This window comes from Methyloversatilis sp., from assembly GCF_030696805.1.
Taxonomy (GTDB): domain Bacteria; phylum Pseudomonadota; class Gammaproteobacteria; order Burkholderiales; family Rhodocyclaceae; genus Methyloversatilis.
The window spans coordinates 1-17,727 of record NZ_JAUYRO010000122.1 but is presented as its reverse complement, the minus strand read 5'-3'; the positions used below and the strand labels follow the sequence as shown (position 1 = coordinate 17,727).

Genomic DNA, 17,727 nt, shown 5'->3' with positions numbered 1-17,727 from the left:
CTACATCGTCCCGCAATTTGCGCTGACGAACATCAACTTCCAGCGCGTTCCGATCGTCGATACCTCGAACCCATTCATCGCTCGGTGGATTCCGACCGCAGACGAGTCGATGCTGGTGATCCGCTTCGCCAATCCGCGCGGCATCGATTTCCAGTACCTGCTGAGCATGCTGCAAGGCTCTTTCATGTCGCGAGCCAACACCATTGTGATTCCGGGCGGCAAGATCGAACTGGCCATGCAGCTCATTTTCACGCCGCTGATCCTGCGGCTGGTGGAAAATGGGCGCAAGGCGCGAGCCCGCTATTGAGTTATCGTCACCGAGCCGGCTGAAGAACTGGATCGATGCCGACCCCGTGTGCCCGGCGACCGGCGATGGCAGTCCGCTTGTGAGAACCGGACCATTTCGGTCCGGCGTTGCGAGTCCCGCGACGCCGGACGCTTATAGCCGGCGCGCCTGCTGAACGCAGCGTGCTACCCAGAGGCTTTGTTTTCGCGGATAATTATGGGTTTTTCCGGCCGGAACCTGCCCTATGACCGCCTCGAACGCCGTCCCGACCATCACACCCCGCGGGGGCTTCAATCCGATCACGGGTGCCATCCGTGCGCTGGCGATGGATGCTGTCCAGAAAGCCAACTCCGGCCATCCGGGCGCGCCGATGGGCATGGCGGAAATCGCCGAAGTGCTGTGGCGCCATCACCTGAAGCACAATCCGGCCAATCCGGACTGGGCCGACCGTGACCGCTTCGTGCTGTCGAACGGCCACGGTTCGATGCTGCTGTATGCACTGCTGCACCTGACCGGCTACGACCTGTCGATCGACGATCTCAAATCCTTCCGCCAGCTGCATTCGAAGACGCCGGGCCACCCGGAGCGTGGCTACGCACCGGGCGTCGAAACCACCACTGGCCCGCTCGGCCAGGGGCTGGCCAACGCGGTCGGCATGGCGCTCGCGGAACGCGGTATGGCGGCGCAATTCAATCGACCCGGCCATACGGTCGTCGATCACTTCACCTACGCCTTTGCCGGCGACGGCTGCCTGATGGAAGGCATCTCGCACGAAGCCTGCTCGCTGGCCGGCACGCAAGGCCTGGGCAAGCTGATCGTGTTCTATGACGACAACGGCATCTCGATCGACGGCCATGTCGAGGGCTGGTTCTCCGACGACACGCCGAAGCGCTTCGAAGCCTATGGCTGGCAGGTCATTCCGGCCGTCGACGGTCACGACAGCGCAGCCATCAACGCCGCAGTGCTTGGGGCAAAGTCAGACCTTTCGCGACCGACGCTGATCTGCTGCCGCACGGTCATCGGCCTCGGCTCGCCGAACAAGGCCGGAAGCCACGACGTGCACGGCGCCCCGCTGGGTACGGCCGAAATCGACGCGGCACGCGCGCTCATCGGCTGGTCGCACGCACCCTTTGAAATCCCGGCCGACGTCTATGCGGCGTGGGATGCTCGCCCCGCCGGCAAGACCGCCGAAGCGGGCTGGAATGAACGGTTTGCAGCCTACGCGGCCGCCCACCCCGACCTCGCGGCAGAGTTCAAACGCCGCACGCACGGTACATTGCCGGGCGATTTCGAGCAGGTCGTTGCAGACACGATCGCGAAGTTCGACGGCAAGGCGGACAACATCGCCAGCCGCAAGGCGAGCCAGAACTGCATCGAGGCCTTCGCACCGGCGCTGCCGGAACTGCTTGGCGGCTCCGCCGACCTCGCCGGATCCAACCTGACGCTGTGGTCGGGCTCGAAAGGCATATCGGCCGGCAATCCGGGCGGCAATTACCTCTACTACGGCGTGCGCGAATTCGGCATGTCGGCGATCGCCAACGGCATCGCGCTGCACGGTGGCTTCATTCCCTACACCGCCACGTTCCTGATGTTCTCCGAGTACGCCCGGAACGCGCTTCGCATGGCGGCGTTGATGAAGCTGCGCCAGGTGTTCGTGTTCACGCACGACTCGATCGGCCTCGGCGAAGACGGCCCGACCCACCAGCCGGTCGAACAGACCGCCACGCTGCGTCTGATGCCGAACATGGACGTCTGGCGCCCGTGCGATACGATCGAATCGGCAGTCGCCTGGGCGCACGCACTCAAGCGGGCCGACGGCCCCAGTTCGCTGATGTTTTCGCGCCAGAACCTGCCGCACGTGGCGCGCGACGCAGCAACGACCGCAGCCATCGCGCGCGGTGGTTACGTGCTGTCCGATGCGGCCGGCAAGGTGGAAGCCATACTGATCGCCACCGGCTCGGAGGTTTCGCTGGCGCTCGCAGCGCAGAAATCGCTGGAGGCGGAAGGCATCACCGTGCGCGTGGTGTCGATGCCGTCGACTACGGTGTTCGATCGCCAGGATGCCGCATGGCGTGAAACCGTGCTGCCGCGCGGCGTTCCGTGCGTCGCGGTCGAGGCCGGAGTGACCGATCTGTGGCGCAAGTACGTCGGCCTCGAAGGCGCCGTCATTGGTCTGGACCACTTCGGCGAATCGGCGCCGGCGGGCGAGTTGTACAAGGCATTCGGCATCACCGCGGACGCCGTGACGCAGGCGGCACGACAACTGCTTGGCAAGTGATGCCAAATTTGGCGCAGCGCGGCCAAAAGCCGCGCCGCACAATCCAGAGCTTTTCTTGAATCCACACCCACTGGAAAGGAAGTTGCAGACATGACGATCAAGGTTGCCATCAACGGATACGGGCGCATCGGCCGCAATGTGCTTCGCGCACACTACGAGGGCGGCAAGCGCCACGACATCCAGATCGTCGCGATCAACGATCTTGGCGACCCCAAGACCAACGCCCACCTGACCCGTTACGACACCGCCCACGGCAAGTTTCCGGGTGAAGTGAGCGTCGACGGCGACTACATGGTCGTGAACGGTGACCGCATCCGCGTGCTGGCCAACCGCAACCCGGCCGAACTGCCGTGGGGCGAACTGGGCGTCGATGTCGTGCTGGAATGCACCGGCTTCTTTACGACCAAGGAAAAGGCGTCGGCCCACATCAAGGGCGGCGCGAAGAAGGTGATCATTTCTGCGCCGGGCGGCAAGGACGTCGACGCCACCATCGTCTATGGCGTGAACCACGCCGTGCTGAAGGGGACCGACACGGTCATTTCGAACGCCAGTTGCACCACCAATTGTCTGGCGCCGCTGGTCAAGCCGCTGCACGACAAGATCGGCGTCGTGCATGGCCTGATGACAACCATCCATGCCTACACGAACGACCAGGTGCTGACTGACGTCTACCACGAAGACCTGCGCCGTGCGCGCAGTGCCACGATGTCGATGATCCCGACCAAGACCGGCGCCGCCGCCGCAGTCGGCCTGGTACTGCCGGATCTGAACGGCAAGCTGGACGGCTTCGCGATGCGCGTACCGACCATCAATGTGTCCATCGTCGACCTCACCTTCACGGCCGCACGCGTCACCACGACTGACGAAGTGAACGGCATCCTGAAGGCCGCTTCGGAAGGCGAATTGAAGGGCGTGCTGGGCTACAACGTCGAACCGCTGGTGTCGATCGACTTCAACCACGATGCCCGCTCGTCGATCTTCGACTCGACGCAAACGCGCGTCATGGGCGGCACGCTGGTGAAGGTGCTGTCCTGGTACGACAACGAGTGGGGTTTCTCCAACCGCATGCTCGACACGACGGTTGCACTGATGACTGCAAAGTAAGGCGCCAGCGCAACCGAGCGGGGTTCGGGCGGCGACGCCCCTCCCCGCTTCGTTTCTGCCCTTGCCTGAAATCCCCCTTCACGCGCCATCGCAGAGGACACACGATGCAGTTCACACGACTTTCCGATCTTGATCTCAAGGGCAAGCGGGTTTTCATCCGCTCCGACCTGAACGTGCCGCAGGACGACGCCGGCAACATTACCGAAGACACCCGCATCCGCGCCTCGCTGCCAGCCATCCGCACCGCGCGTGACGCCGGCGCTGCGGTCATGGTGACGTCGCACCTCGGTCGTCCGACGGAAGGCGAGCTGAAGCCGGAAGATTCGCTGGCACCGATCGCCCGCCGCATGTCGGAACTGCTCGGCTTCGAGGTGAAACTGATTGCGAACTGGGTCGATGGCGTCACGGTCGCCCCGGGCGAAGTCGTCCTGCTGGAAAACTGCCGCGCCAACAAGGGTGAGAAGAAGTGCGACGACGCGCTGTCGAGAAAACTCGCAGCGCTGTGTGATGTGTGGGTGAATGACGCCTTCGGCACCGCCCACCGCGCTGAAGCGACGACCTACGGCATGGGCCAGTACGCGCCTGTCGCCTGCGCCGGTCCGCTGATGGCGAGCGAACTTGATGCGCTGGGCAAGGCGCTCGGCCAGCCCGCGCGTCCATTGGTGGCCATCGTCGCCGGCTCGAAGGTATCGTCCAAACTGACGCTGCTGGAAAATCTGGCCGACAAGGTCGATCAGCTCATCGTCGGCGGCGGCATCGCCAACACCTTCCTGCTCGCCGCCGGCAAGCAGATCGGAAAATCGCTCGCCGAAGCCGATCTGGTGGACGCCGCCAAGCGCGTGATGGCCAAGACTAAAGTGCCGCTGCCGGAAGACGTGGTGTGCGCCAAAACATTTGCGGCCGATGCGCCGGCAACGGTCAAGTCGGTCGACGACGTCGCCGCCGACGACATGATTCTCGACATCGGCCCGAAGGCGGCTGCCCGGTTGGCGGAGATGCTCAAGGCGGCCGGCACCATCGTGTGGAATGGCCCGGTCGGCGTATTCGAATTCGACGCCTTCGGTCACGGCACCGAAACCGTGGCACGCGCCATTGCAGCATCGCAGGCCTATTCGATCGCCGGTGGTGGCGACACGCTGGCCGCCATCGCAAAATACGGCATCGCCGACCAGGTGAGCTACATCTCGACCGGTGGTGGCGCCTTCCTGGAGTTCCTCGAAGGCAAGACGCTACCGGCTGTCGATATCCTGCTGCGGCGCGCCCGCGGCTGATAGGCACCGCACACGCAACGCGCAGCAAAACACAACAACAACGACATCACGAGGAGTTCGTCCGCCATGCACCGCTTCACCAAGATCGTCGCCACGCTCGGCCCCGCTTCGAGCGATCTCGCCACCCTGACCCGCCTCGTCGAGGCTGGCGTCGACGTGGTACGGCTCAATTTTTCGCATGGCAAGGCGGACGATCACCGTGCGCGCGTCGAAACCCTTGCCGTGGCCGCAGCCAGGGCCGGCCGTACGGTGGGCGTGATGGCCGACCTGCAGGGCCCGAAGATCCGCGTCGGCAAGTTTGCCGACAACAAGGTGATGCTCAAGGGGGGTCAGGCCTTCATATTCGACATCGAATGCACGCTGGGCGACGCGGGCCGTGTCGGGCTCGACTATCCGGAACTGGTGAATGACGTCGAACCGGGCGCCGTGCTGCTGCTCGACGACGGCCGCATCGTCATGGACGTGAAGTCGGTCAATGCGACCCAGATCCACTGCACGGTGCGCCACGGCGGCGAGCTGTCGAACAACAAGGGCATCAACCGCCAGGGCGGCGGGCTGACGGCGCCGGCGCTGACGCTCAAGGACATGGAAGACATCAAGATTGCGGCGTCGCTGAATGTCGATTACGTCGCGGTCAGCTTCCCGAAGAACGGCGCCGACATGCGTCAGGCGCGCGAGCTGCTGCGCGCGGCCGGCTCGAACGCGTTGCTGATCGCCAAGATCGAGCGCGTCGAGGCGATTCCGGCGCTGGAAGAGATTCTCGACGCGTCCGATGGCGCCATGGTGGCGCGCGGCGACCTCGCGGTCGAAGTGGGCGACGCTGCCGTGCCGGCGATGCAGAAACGCATCATCAGGGTGTCGCGCGAAATGAACAAGCTGGTGATCACCGCGACCCAGATGATGGAGTCAATGATCCACAGCCCGGTGCCGACGCGCGCCGAAGTGTCCGACGTCGCCAATGCGGTGCTCGACGGTACCGACGCGGTCATGCTGTCGGCCGAAACCGCGTCCGGCGAGTACCCGGTCGAAACGGTCGAGGCGATGGCGCGCATCTGCATCGAAGCCGAGAAATCCGCCGAGGTGAAGCTGGACCAGGAGTTCCTGACCCGCGTATTCACCCGCATCGACCAGTCGATCGCGATGGCCGCGCTGTTTTCCGCCTTCCACCTCAAGGTGAAAGCGATCGCCACGCTGACCCAGTCCGGCTCGACCTCGCTGTGGATGTCGCGCCTGAACAGCGGCGTGCCGATTTATGCGCTGACACCGGAGGTGCGTACCCGCTACAAGCTGTCGATGTACCGCGGCGTGACACCGTTGATGATCAAGCTCGATCCGGAGGCCGACCGCGACCGCATGCTGGTCGATGCCGAAGCCGAACTGTTGCGCAGCGGCGCCGTGCAGGTGGGTGACCTCATCGTGTTGTCGTTCGGCGAGCCGATCGGCGTGCCGGGCGGCACCAATACACTGAAAATCGTCAAGGTCGGGGAGTATCGTCAACTTTCGACCGTTATCTGATCCAGCCAGGAGAATTGCCATGCCCATGGTTTCCATGCGCCAGTTGCTCGACCACGCCGCCGAATACGGCTACGGCCTTCCGGCGTTCAACGTAAACAATCTCGAACAGGTCCAGGCGGTGATGAGCGCGGCCGATGAAGTCGGCGCGCCGGTCATCCTGCAGGCCAGCGCCGGGGCCCGGAAGTACGCCGGCGAAAGCTTCATCAAGCACCTGATCCAGGCCGCCGTCGAAGCGTACCCGCACATTCCGCTGGTGATGCACCAGGATCACGGCCAGTCACCGGCGATCTGCCAGGGTGCCATCGACCTGGGCTTCGGCTCGGTCATGATGGACGGCTCGCTGAAGGAAGACGGCAAGACGCCGGCCTCGTTCGACTACAACGTCGAGGTCACCCGTCGCGTGGTCGACATGGCGCACAAGGTCGGCGTCACGGTCGAAGGCGAACTGGGCTGCCTGGGCTCGCTGGAAACCGGCATGGCCGGCGAGGAAGATGGTCATGGCGCCGAAGGCAAGCTCGACCACTCGTCGCTGCTGACCGATCCGGAGGAAGCCGCACAGTTCGTCAAGGCGACGCAGCTGGACGCACTGGCCATCGCCATCGGCACCAGTCACGGCGCCTACAAATTCACCCGCAAGCCCACCGGCGACATCCTCGCGATCTCGCGCGTGAAGGAAATCAACAAGCGCATTCCCAACACGCACCTGGTGATGCACGGCTCATCGTCGGTGCCGCAGGACCTGCTGGCCATCATCAACCAGTACGGCGGCAGCATGAAGGAAACCTACGGCGTGCCGGTCGAGGAAATCCAGGAAGCGATCAAGTACGGCGTGCGCAAGATCAATATCGACACCGACATCCGCCTCGCCATGACCGGCGCGGTGCGCAAGTTCCTGGCCGAGAACCCGGACAAGTTCGACGCCCGTGAATGGCTGAAGCCGGCCCGCGAAGCAGCGAAGCTCATCTGCAAGGAACGCTATCTGCAGTTCGGCTGCGAAGGCCAGGCAGGCAAGATCAAGGCCATTCCGCTGGACGAGATTGCCCGCCAGTACGCCGCCGGCAAACTGGCGCAGACCGTCACCTGACCTTCCTCCTCCGCATCCCGTAACGAAGACCGTAACCAGGACCGACATGGCCGACGCACTGTTCGAATCCCGCATCAACAGCCTGCCGCTGATTGCCCGTGGCAAGGTGCGCGACATTTACGCGATCGATGACGCGACGATGCTCATCGTGACGACTGACCGCCTGTCGGCGTTCGACGTCATCCTGCCCGACCCGATTCCGGGCAAGGGCAAGGTGCTGACTGCCGTATCGAACTTCTGGTTCGGCATGCTGGCCGGCGTGTCGCCCAACCACCTGACCGGCATCGCACCGGAATCGGTGGTCACGGCCGACGAGCGTGATCAGGTCGAAGGCCGCGCCATCGTCGTGCGGCGGCTCAAGCCGCTGCCGATCGAAGCGGTGGTGCGCGGCTACCTGATCGGCTCCGGCTGGGGCGACTATTCGCGTACCGGTGCGGTGTGCGGCGTGGCGCTGCCGCACGGCCTGCGCATGGCGTCGAAGCTGCCGGCCCCGATCTTCACGCCGGCCACCAAGGCCGCCGTGGGCGATCACGACGAAAACATCAGCTTCGAACAGACCGAGGCGCTGATCGGCAAGGCGCTGGCGGCGCAGGTGCGCGATACGGCGATCGCGCTGTACAGCGCCGCGTCGGACTATGCGAAGAGCCGCGGCATCATCATCGCCGACACCAAGTTCGAATTCGGTCTCGACCCGGATGGCAAACTCATCCTGATCGATGAGGCGCTGACCCCGGATTCGTCGCGCTTCTGGCCGGCCGACCAGTACCGGGAAGGCGTCAATCCGCCGTCCTTCGACAAGCAGTTCGTGCGCGATTACCTGGAGACGCTGGACTGGAACAAGAGCGCGCCCGGACCGTTGCTGCCGGCCGGCATCATCGAGCGCACCGGCGACAAGTACCGCGAAGCACTGACCCGCCTGATCGGCTGAGCAGCCTCTTCTCCCGTTCCCCGAGGTCCCCTCAGGTTCCCGTTCGCGTCTCGCCGGCCGGGTCCGTCAGCGGTTTTGCCGGCACGAAACCCTGCAGGGTGAAACAGAAGGTTGCACCCTTGCCGGGCGCCGCCTGCACGCTGACCCGGCCACCGTGGCGCTCGACGATGCGCTTGACGATGGCCAGCCCGACGCCGGTGCCGGGAAACTCCTCGGCGCCATGCATGCGCTGGAACACCCCGAACAGACGATCGGCATACAGCGGATCGAAGCCGACCCCGTTGTCGCGCACGCAGATCGCCGGCTCGCCATCCTGCATCTCGACGAACAGCTCGATCAGCGGCTGTTCCGTATGCACCGAAAATTTCAGCGCGTTGCCGATCAGGTTCGCGAACACCTGCCGCAGCATCGCGTTGTCGCCGCTGACCTGCCCCAGCGGCGCAACGGTGATGCGCGCGACCGGATACTGTTCGAGCAACTCTGCAGCGACCGAACGCGCCACCTTGTCGAGCCCGACCTCGGCATGCGCCATGTCGATGCGCGCCATGCGCGAAAAACGCAGGATGTCGTCGATCAGCTGGCCCATGCGGTTCGATCCGCGCTGGATGCGCTGCAGCATGTCCCGGCCTTCGTCATCGAGCGTTGCTGCGGCGTGCTCGGTCAGCAAATGGGCAAAACCATTGATGGCGCGCAGCGGGCTGCGCAGGTCGTGCGACACCGAATACGAGAACGCCTCCAGCTCGTTGTTGGCCTGTTCCAGCAGGGCCGTGCGTTCCGCAACGCGCCGTTCCAGCGATTCGTTCAGCTCCCTGACCTGGCGCTCGCCGCGCGCCCGTTCGATCGCCAGTTGCGCAATGTCGACCAGCCGCTGCACCAGGTTCTCGTCCGAACGTCCCGGCCGCCAGGGCCGGCGGTGACAGATCACCAGCGCACCCAGCGCGATGCCACCCGGCCCGGCCAGCGGCAACGCCCACAGGGCGTTCAGGCCTTCGTCAGCCAGCGCGGCATGATGCGCTTGCGCGCCCGGCGCACCGTCCGGATCGGCGATGACCAGCGGCGATGAACTGCCTCCGGACGGCAGCGCGAGCCGGGCCAGCGCAGCGCGGAAGCCGGCCGACAGACCGGGCGCCACCACGTCGACGCTGTCGGCGGCCGACGCGCCGCAGGTAAGCACGGCCACACGCGAATCTTCGTTCAGCAGACCTTCGACCAGCACGGCCAGCCGCGAACTCACATCGGCCAGGGGTACGCCGGCAGCGATCCGCGCCAGCAGCTCACGTTCGGCCAGATCGACCTGCTCCAGCCGCTTGCGCAACGAAATGTCACCGATGGTGCCGACCACCCGCGTACTGCGGCCTGCCGCATCACGCTGCGCCACGCCGCGCACCATGAACCAGTGGTAAGTGCTGTCGGCGTGGCGCATGCGCAACTCAAGCTGAAATACGTCGTGGCCGCCGCCCAGCAGGTCGTCCATCATGGCGTCCCAGCCCGGTTTGTCCGTCTGATGGATGCCCGCCACGAAATCCTTCACCGGCATGCGGCGACCACCGCCGTCATAACCCATTATGTGAGACAGACGGGGCGACACGTACAGCTCCTTGCTGCCGTGGATCCATTCCGCCAGCCCTTCATTCATGCCGCGCAGTGCCAGGGCGTAGCGCTGTTCGCTGGCCCGCAGCGCGCGTTCGGCGCGGATGCGCGCCGTCAGGTCGGAGTAGGACGCCACCACGGCATACGGCCGACTGGCACCGGCATGGAACAGCGGCTGCGTCGTGACCGACAGCCAGCGCGTCGGGTTGCCGGCGTGGCCGGTTCCGATCACCACCTCGCGCAACGGCTGGCCGTTGGCCAGCGAACGCCACACCGGATGCCGTGCGTTCGCAAGCGCCCGTCCCTGTTCGTCGAACAACCGCGCCTCGGCGTGTCCGCCGGGCAGACCGGCGTGCGCATCGTCCAGCCAGGTGCACGCCTCGGCGGCGCGATTGCGGGTCAACACCTTCGCCTGTGCGTCGTACAGCACCACCGATTCGGACAGTGCGCCCAGCAGCACGCGGAAGCGCTCTTCGCTGGCGATAAGCGAGCGCTGCGCCTGCTTGTGCACGGTGACGTCGTGGCACACGACGAACAGTGCAGCCCTACCGGCGAATGCGTCCGGGCGGCCGCACACCGAAAGCCAGCGTACATTGCCGTCGGCGCGGCGCACCGGAAGCTCGACGTCGTCGAAACCGTGTCCGGTCGCCAATGCAAGTCCGAGGCGTTCCCGGTCATGCGTCTGGGCGCAGAACTCGCCCAGCGCACGGCCAAGCAGGCTTCCGCGCGGCTCGCCCGCCAGATCCACCATGGCGTCGTTGGCAAAGAGGATTTCGCCACCCGGCAGCGCACAGACGCAGATCGACAGCGGAATGGCCTGCACGATGTCGTGGTCGGCCGAGTCGGCGTCGGCGGGCGCCGGCAGATCCGCCTGCGTCGCCACGGGCGTGTTGCGACGCACGCGCAGCAACAGCGCGGCGAAGGCGGCACACCAGATTGCCCAGGCTGCCTGCAGCGGCAGCGCATCGGACCCGATCCACCATGCAGCGGGCAGCCACAGCGCGCACACGCACGCCAGCACAGCGCCGGCCGGGCCGAGCAGCACAGTCGCCGCCTGCGGTCTTGAATGAGGACTGTCCTTCAAATGCATCCGCTCCGTTGCGGCCGGGACACAGGGCCAACCTGCAGACTACCGACTGTCGCCATGCCGAAAGACTGGAACAGAGCAGGCAAGCGTGCGCAATTGCCTGAATGACCGCACGCCACCGGCTTGCGCTGTAACAATGCCCATCGCGCGCGCGCTTGACTACACTGTGTTAAACCCGAAAACCTCAGATGACCGCTTGAGATACTGATGACGGCTTGCGCCCCTGCGACGTCCTGTCTTTTCCGGGCTTCACCCTCAAGGTGAGAGCGCTTCGCCGCCGTGTGCACGGCCGGCGCGGCGCCCGACTGCGTTGCTCGTCCTTGCAGGGAGCTATCCTGCAGCGTCCTCGCGCCTTGCCGTACACCCCGCCAACCATGTCCACGGCGTCGATCAACTGAGGTTTTCAGGTTTAATGAACGTTCGCAAACTTCGGGGCCTTGGCGCCAAACTCGCCCTGTCGGCTGCGCCTTTCGCGCTGCTGGCACTGCTGTCGGTCACGCTGACGCTGTGGGTTTCGTGGCAACTCGACGGTGGCGCGGCCGCGGTCAACGAGGCGGGCCGCATGCGCATGCAGGCCTACCGCCTGTCACTCCAGGTCAGCCGTCACGAACAGGACGCGCTGCCCGGTGCCATCGCGGCGTTCGAGCGCAGTCTCGCACTGCTGCGCAACGGCGACCCGGAACGCCCCCTTTTCGTGCCGTGGGACGACGCCGTCCGGGAGCGCTTTACGCGCGTGGAGTCCGGCTGGCAGCAGTTCCGCACAACCTGGCTGGACAAGCCGCCGGCCCAGTTGCAATCCCTGGGTACCGACACGGCGGCCTTCAGCGCAGACATCGACCGCCTGGTTTCCGGCATCGAAGCGCACATGTCGCGCTGGACGGCACTGTTGCATCTGTTGCAGCTTGCAACCATCGCCATTGCCGTTCTGGGCGCCACCGTGCTGCTGTATGTCGGCTACCTGTTCGTACTGGAACCCGTCGGACAGCTCAAGCAGGCGATAGAGCGCATCCAGTCGGGCGATCTGGGTGCCCGGGTCGAACGGTCGACCGATGACGAGTTCGGCACGCTGGCCGATGGCTTCAACGGCATGGCAGACCAGATCCAGGCCATGTATCGAAACCTCGAATCCAAGGTGACCACCAAGACCGCGGAACTGCAGGAGAAGCAGGAGCGCCTCGAAGCGCTTTATGAGGTCACTTCGCTGATCGCCACCGCCCGGTCGCTGGACGAGCTCGCGCAAGGGTTCGTCGGCTATGTCGCTCGGGCGCTGCATGCGGATGGAGTGGGCCTGCGCTGGTCCGACGAATCGAACCGGCGTTTCCTGATGCTGGCGTCGCAGGGCCTTCCGGACTACATGACTGAGGGCGAGCGCTGCCTGAAGGCGAACGAATGCCACTGCGGTGTGCCCGACGCTTCGCCGCACGCGCGCATCATCCCGATCCGTTCGATGACACCGGGTGGCCTGCAGTACTGCGCCGAAGCCGGTTTTGAGACGCTCGTGTCGGTACCGGTGCGTTTGAAGGACAGGGTGATGGGCGAGGTCGATCTGTTTTTCCATGCCGAAATCGTTCTTTCACCTTCGGCACGGTCGCTGCTCGAGGCACTGACCACCCATCTGGCCAGCGGCATGGAAAACCTGCGCCTGACCGCGCTGAGAAACGAAGCCGCGGTATCCCAGGAGCGCAACTTCCTGGCCAGCGAACTGCACGATTCGATCGCCCAGTCGCTCGCCTTCATGAAGATGCAGCTGGAAATGATGCGCGGCGCGCTGGCCGAACGGGATACGCTGGAGACGGAGCGGATACTGGGGGAACTGGACGCCGGCCTGCGCGAAAGCACGGGCGACGTGCGCGAACTGCTGCTGCACTTCCGCACCCGCACCAACGCGGAAGACATCGAAGGCGCGCTGCTCGGTACCCTGCGCAAGTTCGAACATCAGAGCGGCGTCCATGCGACGCTCAACATGCGCGATCACGGCATACCCCTGCCGCCGGACATACAGATCCAGGTGCTGCACATCGTGCAGGAAGCTCTCTCCAACGTGCGCAAGCACGCCCGAGCCGGTCAGGTCTGGCTCGACGTGAAGCAGCAGCCGCTGTGGGTTTTCGAGGTGCGCGATGACGGCTGCGGATTCGACGTCGGCCATGGCGCGGCAGACGAAACACACGTCGGGTTGCGCATCATGACGGAACGCGCCGAACGCATCGGCGCCCGGGTGGAGGTATTCTCGACGCCGCAGCGCGGCACCTCCGTGGTGCTCACCCTGCCGCCCTCGACCGAGCTGTTCGAGAGGGCAACTGCCGCGGAAACCTCTGAATCATGAATGACCGCACATTGCGTGATGCCGGCTCACCGATCCGCATCCTGCTGGTCGATGACCACACGCTGTTCCGGCGTGGTCTCACGGCGCTGCTGTCGCGCGACCCCGGACTGCAGGTGGTCGGCGATGCGGCCGACGCGGGCGAGGCGCAGCGGCGTGCCGCAAGCCTGCAGCCGGACATCATCCTGCTCGACAATCACCTGCCCGGTGTCAGCGGGATCGATGCGCTGCCGGCGCTGCGCGAAGCCGCGCCGCACGCCAGAGTGCTCATGCTCACCATCAGCGAGGACGAGAACGATCTGGCCGCCGCCCTTCGCGCAGGCGCCTGTGGCTACCTGCTGAAAACCATGGAAGGCGAGGCACTGGCCAGCGCCATCCACCGCGCGATGCGCGGCGAAAGCGTCGTCGCGAACGAAATGACCGGCAAGCTGGTGGCGGTCTATCGCCAGGCCGCCGCTGCACCGCCCGCAAGCGATACCCCCGCAGCGGGGTCTGCGACCGATAACGCCGGCAACGGCGCGCTGTCGCCACGTGAAACCGACATCCTGCGCGGCATCGCCCGCGGCGACAGCAACAAGCAGATCGCACGTGATCTGGGCATCGCCGAAACCACGGTGAAGATTCACGTACAGCACATCCTGCGCAAACTTGGCGTTTCTTCGCGGGTACAGGTCGCGGTCATCGCCGTCGAACGCGGCCTGACCTGAGCCAGAACAGCCGCGATGGGCGTCGTCTGACGCCCGTGCCGGTCGATCCAGCCCACTTGCCGGCTCCGCCGGCTTGACCCAGCGCAAGCTCCTGCGAGTTTTTCGCCAGATAGTTCTTTCGAACGATGGCTCGCGCGCACGCCATCGTTCTTCTGCCGCATTGCTCATACCCGAAGGAAGGATGTTGTCATCCGGGTCGGCTGCCTACCATCGTCGCAACGACAAGGGAGGGTTCAGTCATGACCAGGAAAGGGCAGGCGCTATCGGTGCTCATCGTCAGCACCCTGGCGTTCACCGTGTGCTTCATGGTGTGGATGATGTTCGGCGTGATCGGCATACCGATCAAGAAGGCGCTCGACCTGAATGCCACGCAGTTCGGCTTGCTGACCGCGACACCGGTACTGACCGGCTCGCTGGTGCGGGTGCCGCTGGGCATCTGGACCGACAAGTACGGCGGCCGCATCGTGATGACGCTGCTTATGGCGAGCACAGTGCCGGCGATCTGGATGATGAGCTACGCGACCGAGTACTGGCACTTCCTGGTCATCGGCCTGTTCGTCGGTCTTGCCGGTGGCTCCTTTTCGGTCGGTACCCCCTACGTCGCACGCTGGTTTCCGAAAGGCCAGCAGGGTTTTGCGATGGGCATCTACGGTGCAGGCAACTCGGGCGCCGCGGTCAACAAGTTCGTCGCTCCGGCTTTGCTGGTCGCCTTCGGCTGGACCATGGTGCCGCAGGCCTACGCCGCCATCATGCTCGGTACGGTGGTCATCTTCTGGCTGTTCAGCCACAGCGATCCCGCGCATCTGGTGCCGAGCAATGTACGTTTCATGGATCAGCTCAAGGCGCTGAAGGATCCGCGCGTCATGAAGTACTGCCAGTACTACAGCATCGTGTTCGGCGGCTACGTCGCATTGAGCCTGTGGATGGTGCAGTACTACGTCGGCGAGTACGGCATGGAAATACGGTCGGCAGCACTGCTGGCCGCCTGCTTCTCGTTGCCTGGCGGCGTGCTGCGTGCGGCCGGCGGCTGGCTCAGCGACAAGTACGGTGCGCACAGCGTCACCTGGTGGGTGCTGTGGGTGAGCTGGATCTGCCTGTTCCTGCTGAGCTATCCGCAGACGCACTTCACCATCGTCACGATCGACGGCCCGAAAACCTTCGATATCGGCCTGAACGTCTATGCCTTCACTGCTCTGATGTTCATCCTCGGCATTGCCTGGGCCTTCGGCAAGGCCAGCGTGTTCAAGTACATCAGTGACGACTACCCGGCCAATATCGGCGCCATCAGCGGCATCGTCGGCCTGGCCGGCGGCCTCGGCGGCTTCGTGCTGCCCATCATGTTCGGCGCCCTGGTCGATCTGACCGGCATACGTTCCAGCGCCTTCATGCTGATGTACGCGGTGGTGTGGGTGTCGCTGATCTGGATGTATTTCACCGAAGTTCGCCGCACGCCGCTGATGGGGGAACCGAGCAGTGTGCAGGGGTGATTCGTTGGGCATCGCTGCGCTCACCCCAAACTACGCGAACCGATCCATGCATGGGACTGATGCGCCTGGCATCGACCTGATTACCCCGCCCTGCGGGAACCGGCCCTTGTTCCGGGCTGACACCTCACTTCCAACGAGAGGACTAACGTGACCAACAACAGCCGCGCCGGGACACCACCGGCCACTCCTGCAGCCGGCCCCGATATCGCCGACTGGCGTCCGGAGGACGAACAGTTCTGGGAATCCACCGGCAAGAAGATTGCCTACCGGAACCTCTGGATATCGGTTCCCGCCCTGCTGTGTGGATTTGCCGTCTGGGGCATGTGGGGCATCATCACCGTGCAGATGCTCAACCTGGGCTTTCCGTTCAGCAAGGACGAGCTGTTCACGCTGACCGCGATCGCCGGCATCGCCGGCGCGACCATGCGCATTCCGGCCTCCTTCCTGATCCGGCTGGCCGGGGGCCGCAACACCATTTTCCTCACCACCGCGATGCTGCTGGCACCGGCCATCGGCACCGGGGTTGCGTTGCAGCACCCCGAATGGCCGCTGTGGGTGTTCCAGCTGATGGCATTGTGGTCGGGCGTCGGCGGCGGAAATTTTGCCAGTTCGATGTCCAACATCAGCACCTTCTTCCCGAAGCGGCTGCAGGGCACGGCGCTGGGCCTGAACGCCGGTCTGGGCAACTTCGGCGTGACGACGATGCAGATCGTCATTCCGCTGGTCATGACGGTCGGACTGTTCGGTGCCTTCGCAGGCGAACCGATGACACTGGTCAAGGACAGCGGCTGGATCTTCGGCAAGATCGCCGCCGGCACGCCGACCTGGATACAGAACGCCGGCTTCGCCTGGGTGCTGTCGCTGGTGCCGCTGGCCATCCTGTGCTGGTTCGGCATGAACAACCTGAAAACGGTGTCGCCGAACACCGGCAACCCGATCGTTGCGTTCTCCAAGATCACCTATCTGTACACGCTGGCTTTTGTGCCCGCGATGTTCATGCTGTGGCTCTACCTGCCCGCCCCGACCGGCCTCGGCGTGCTGAGCATGTGGGTCGCGATCCCGCTGGACATCGCGCTCGCGCTGCTGGTCATGAAGGTGGCCGCCTTCGGCGAGATGAAGGAAGGCGTGAACAAGCAGTTTGCCATCTTCAGGAACAAGCACACCTGGTCGATGACGGCGCTGTACATCGTCACCTTCGGCTCCTTCATCGGCTTTTCGATGGCGCTGCCGCTGGCCATCACCGTCATCTTCGGCACCAGCCACGTGCCCGATGCCGCTGGCGTCATGCAGCACACGCTGAAGAACCCGAATGCGCCGTCGGCACTGACCTACGCCTGGATCGGCCCCTTCGTCGGCGCGGCGGTACGCCCGATCGGCGGCTGGATATCGGACAAGGTCGGTGGCTCCATCGTCACCCAGGTCATTTCGGCCGTCATGGTGATCGCGTCGGGTGCGGTCGGCTACGTGATGATGCAGGCCTACGGCTCGGCCACACCGGAGCAGTACTTTCCGGCCTTCATCGGCCTGTTCATCGTGCTGTTCACCGCCACCGGCATCGGCAACGGCTCGACCTTCCGCACCATCGGCGTCATCTTCGACCGTACCCAGGCCGGCCCCGTTCTCGGCTGGACCTCGGCGGTCGCCGCCTACGGTGCCTTCATCGCGCCGGTGGTCATCGGCCAGCAGATCAAGGCTGGAACCCCCGAAATCGCGATGTACGGCTTCGCCGCCTTCTACGCCATCTGCCTGCTCCTCAACTGGTGGTTCTACCTGCGCGCCGATGCGTACGTGAAGAACCCCTGATCCGCACGCGCAGCCATTCAGAACGCCACACGGAGAAATACCCATGAGCCACTTTCTCGACCGCCTGACCCACTTCTCGAACCCGAAGGAGAGCTTTTCCGGTGACCACGGTGTCGCCACCGGCGAGGACCGCAGCTGGGAAGACGCCTACCGCGACCGCTGGGCGCACGACAAGATCGTGCGTTCCACGCACGGCGTGAATTGCACCGGATCCTGTTCCTGGAAAATCTACGTCAAGGGCGGCATCGTCACCTGGGAAACGCAGCA

At 64.8% G+C, this 17,727-nt stretch carries 12 protein-coding genes and 1 pseudogene; 12 read left to right on the top strand and 1 reads right to left on the bottom strand.

The features are described from left to right. From Q8R75_RS19730 to Q8R75_RS19700, 7 genes and pseudogenes are all read left to right on the top strand, one after another. Positions 1 to 307 (top strand): annotated as a pseudogene (locus tag Q8R75_RS19730) (phosphoribulokinase); the annotation flags it as partial. 223 nt (positions 308 to 530) lie between these two features. Next, positions 531 to 2,564: a transketolase gene (gene tkt / locus Q8R75_RS19725; RefSeq protein ID WP_305613649.1), complete on the top strand. Its 2,034-nt coding sequence runs from the start codon at positions 531 to 533 to the stop codon at positions 2,562 to 2,564. A 90-nt stretch (positions 2,565 to 2,654) separates the two neighbouring features. After that, the gene (gene gap / locus Q8R75_RS19720; RefSeq protein ID WP_305613650.1) at positions 2,655 to 3,668 is read left to right on the top strand and encodes a type I glyceraldehyde-3-phosphate dehydrogenase; all 1,014 of its coding nucleotides are present in this window, start codon (positions 2,655 to 2,657) and stop codon (positions 3,666 to 3,668) included. A gap of 104 nt (positions 3,669 to 3,772) precedes the next feature. Then, positions 3,773 to 4,939 carry a phosphoglycerate kinase gene (locus Q8R75_RS19715; protein WP_305625965.1) on the top strand — a complete coding sequence of 389 codons (1,167 nt, stop codon included), beginning with the start codon at positions 3,773 to 3,775 and terminating at the stop codon, positions 4,937 to 4,939. A gap of 66 nt (positions 4,940 to 5,005) precedes the next feature. Then, positions 5,006 to 6,454 (top strand): pyruvate kinase, encoded by a 1,449-nt coding sequence (gene pyk / locus Q8R75_RS19710; protein WP_305613652.1) that lies wholly within the window; start codon positions 5,006 to 5,008, stop codon positions 6,452 to 6,454. Between the two features lie 19 nt (positions 6,455 to 6,473). After that, positions 6,474 to 7,538: a class II fructose-bisphosphate aldolase gene (gene fba / locus Q8R75_RS19705; protein WP_305613653.1), complete on the top strand. Its 1,065-nt coding sequence runs from the start codon at positions 6,474 to 6,476 to the stop codon at positions 7,536 to 7,538. 46 nt (positions 7,539 to 7,584) lie between these two features. Next, the gene (locus Q8R75_RS19700) at positions 7,585 to 8,466 is read left to right on the top strand and encodes a phosphoribosylaminoimidazolesuccinocarboxamide synthase (protein ID WP_305613654.1); all 882 of its coding nucleotides are present in this window, start codon (positions 7,585 to 7,587) and stop codon (positions 8,464 to 8,466) included. 31 nt (positions 8,467 to 8,497) lie between these two features. On the opposite strand, the gene Q8R75_RS19695 is transcribed toward Q8R75_RS19700, so the two are convergent. Further along, complete coding sequence (locus Q8R75_RS19695) at positions 8,498 to 11,140, bottom strand: ATP-binding protein (protein ID WP_305613655.1); 2,643 nt, start codon at positions 11,138 to 11,140, stop codon at positions 8,498 to 8,500. 415 nt (positions 11,141 to 11,555) lie between these two features. Between Q8R75_RS19695 and Q8R75_RS19690 the strand changes: the two genes are divergently transcribed. The 5 genes from Q8R75_RS19690 to Q8R75_RS19670 all read left to right on the top strand — a co-directional run. Next, positions 11,556 to 13,466, top strand: a complete 1,911-nt coding sequence (locus Q8R75_RS19690; RefSeq protein ID WP_305613656.1) for a type IV pili methyl-accepting chemotaxis transducer N-terminal domain-containing protein — start codon at positions 11,556 to 11,558, stop codon at positions 13,464 to 13,466. Continuing rightward, a complete protein-coding gene (locus tag Q8R75_RS19685) occupies positions 13,463 to 14,170 on the top strand; it encodes a response regulator (RefSeq protein ID WP_305613657.1) in 708 nt (235 codons plus the stop codon). Before Q8R75_RS19690 ends, Q8R75_RS19685 begins: the two co-directional genes overlap by 4 nt. A gap of 239 nt (positions 14,171 to 14,409) precedes the next feature. Next, the gene (locus Q8R75_RS19680; RefSeq protein ID WP_305613658.1) at positions 14,410 to 15,657 is read left to right on the top strand and encodes a nitrate/nitrite transporter; all 1,248 of its coding nucleotides are present in this window, start codon (positions 14,410 to 14,412) and stop codon (positions 15,655 to 15,657) included. A 147-nt stretch (positions 15,658 to 15,804) separates the two neighbouring features. Then, positions 15,805 to 17,460 carry an MFS transporter gene (locus tag Q8R75_RS19675; protein WP_305613659.1) on the top strand — a complete coding sequence of 552 codons (1,656 nt, stop codon included), beginning with the start codon at positions 15,805 to 15,807 and terminating at the stop codon, positions 17,458 to 17,460. 43 nt (positions 17,461 to 17,503) lie between these two features. Beyond that, positions 17,504 to 17,727: hypothetical protein (locus tag Q8R75_RS19670; protein ID WP_305663831.1), on the top strand; the 224-nt coding region annotated here is incomplete at its 3' end.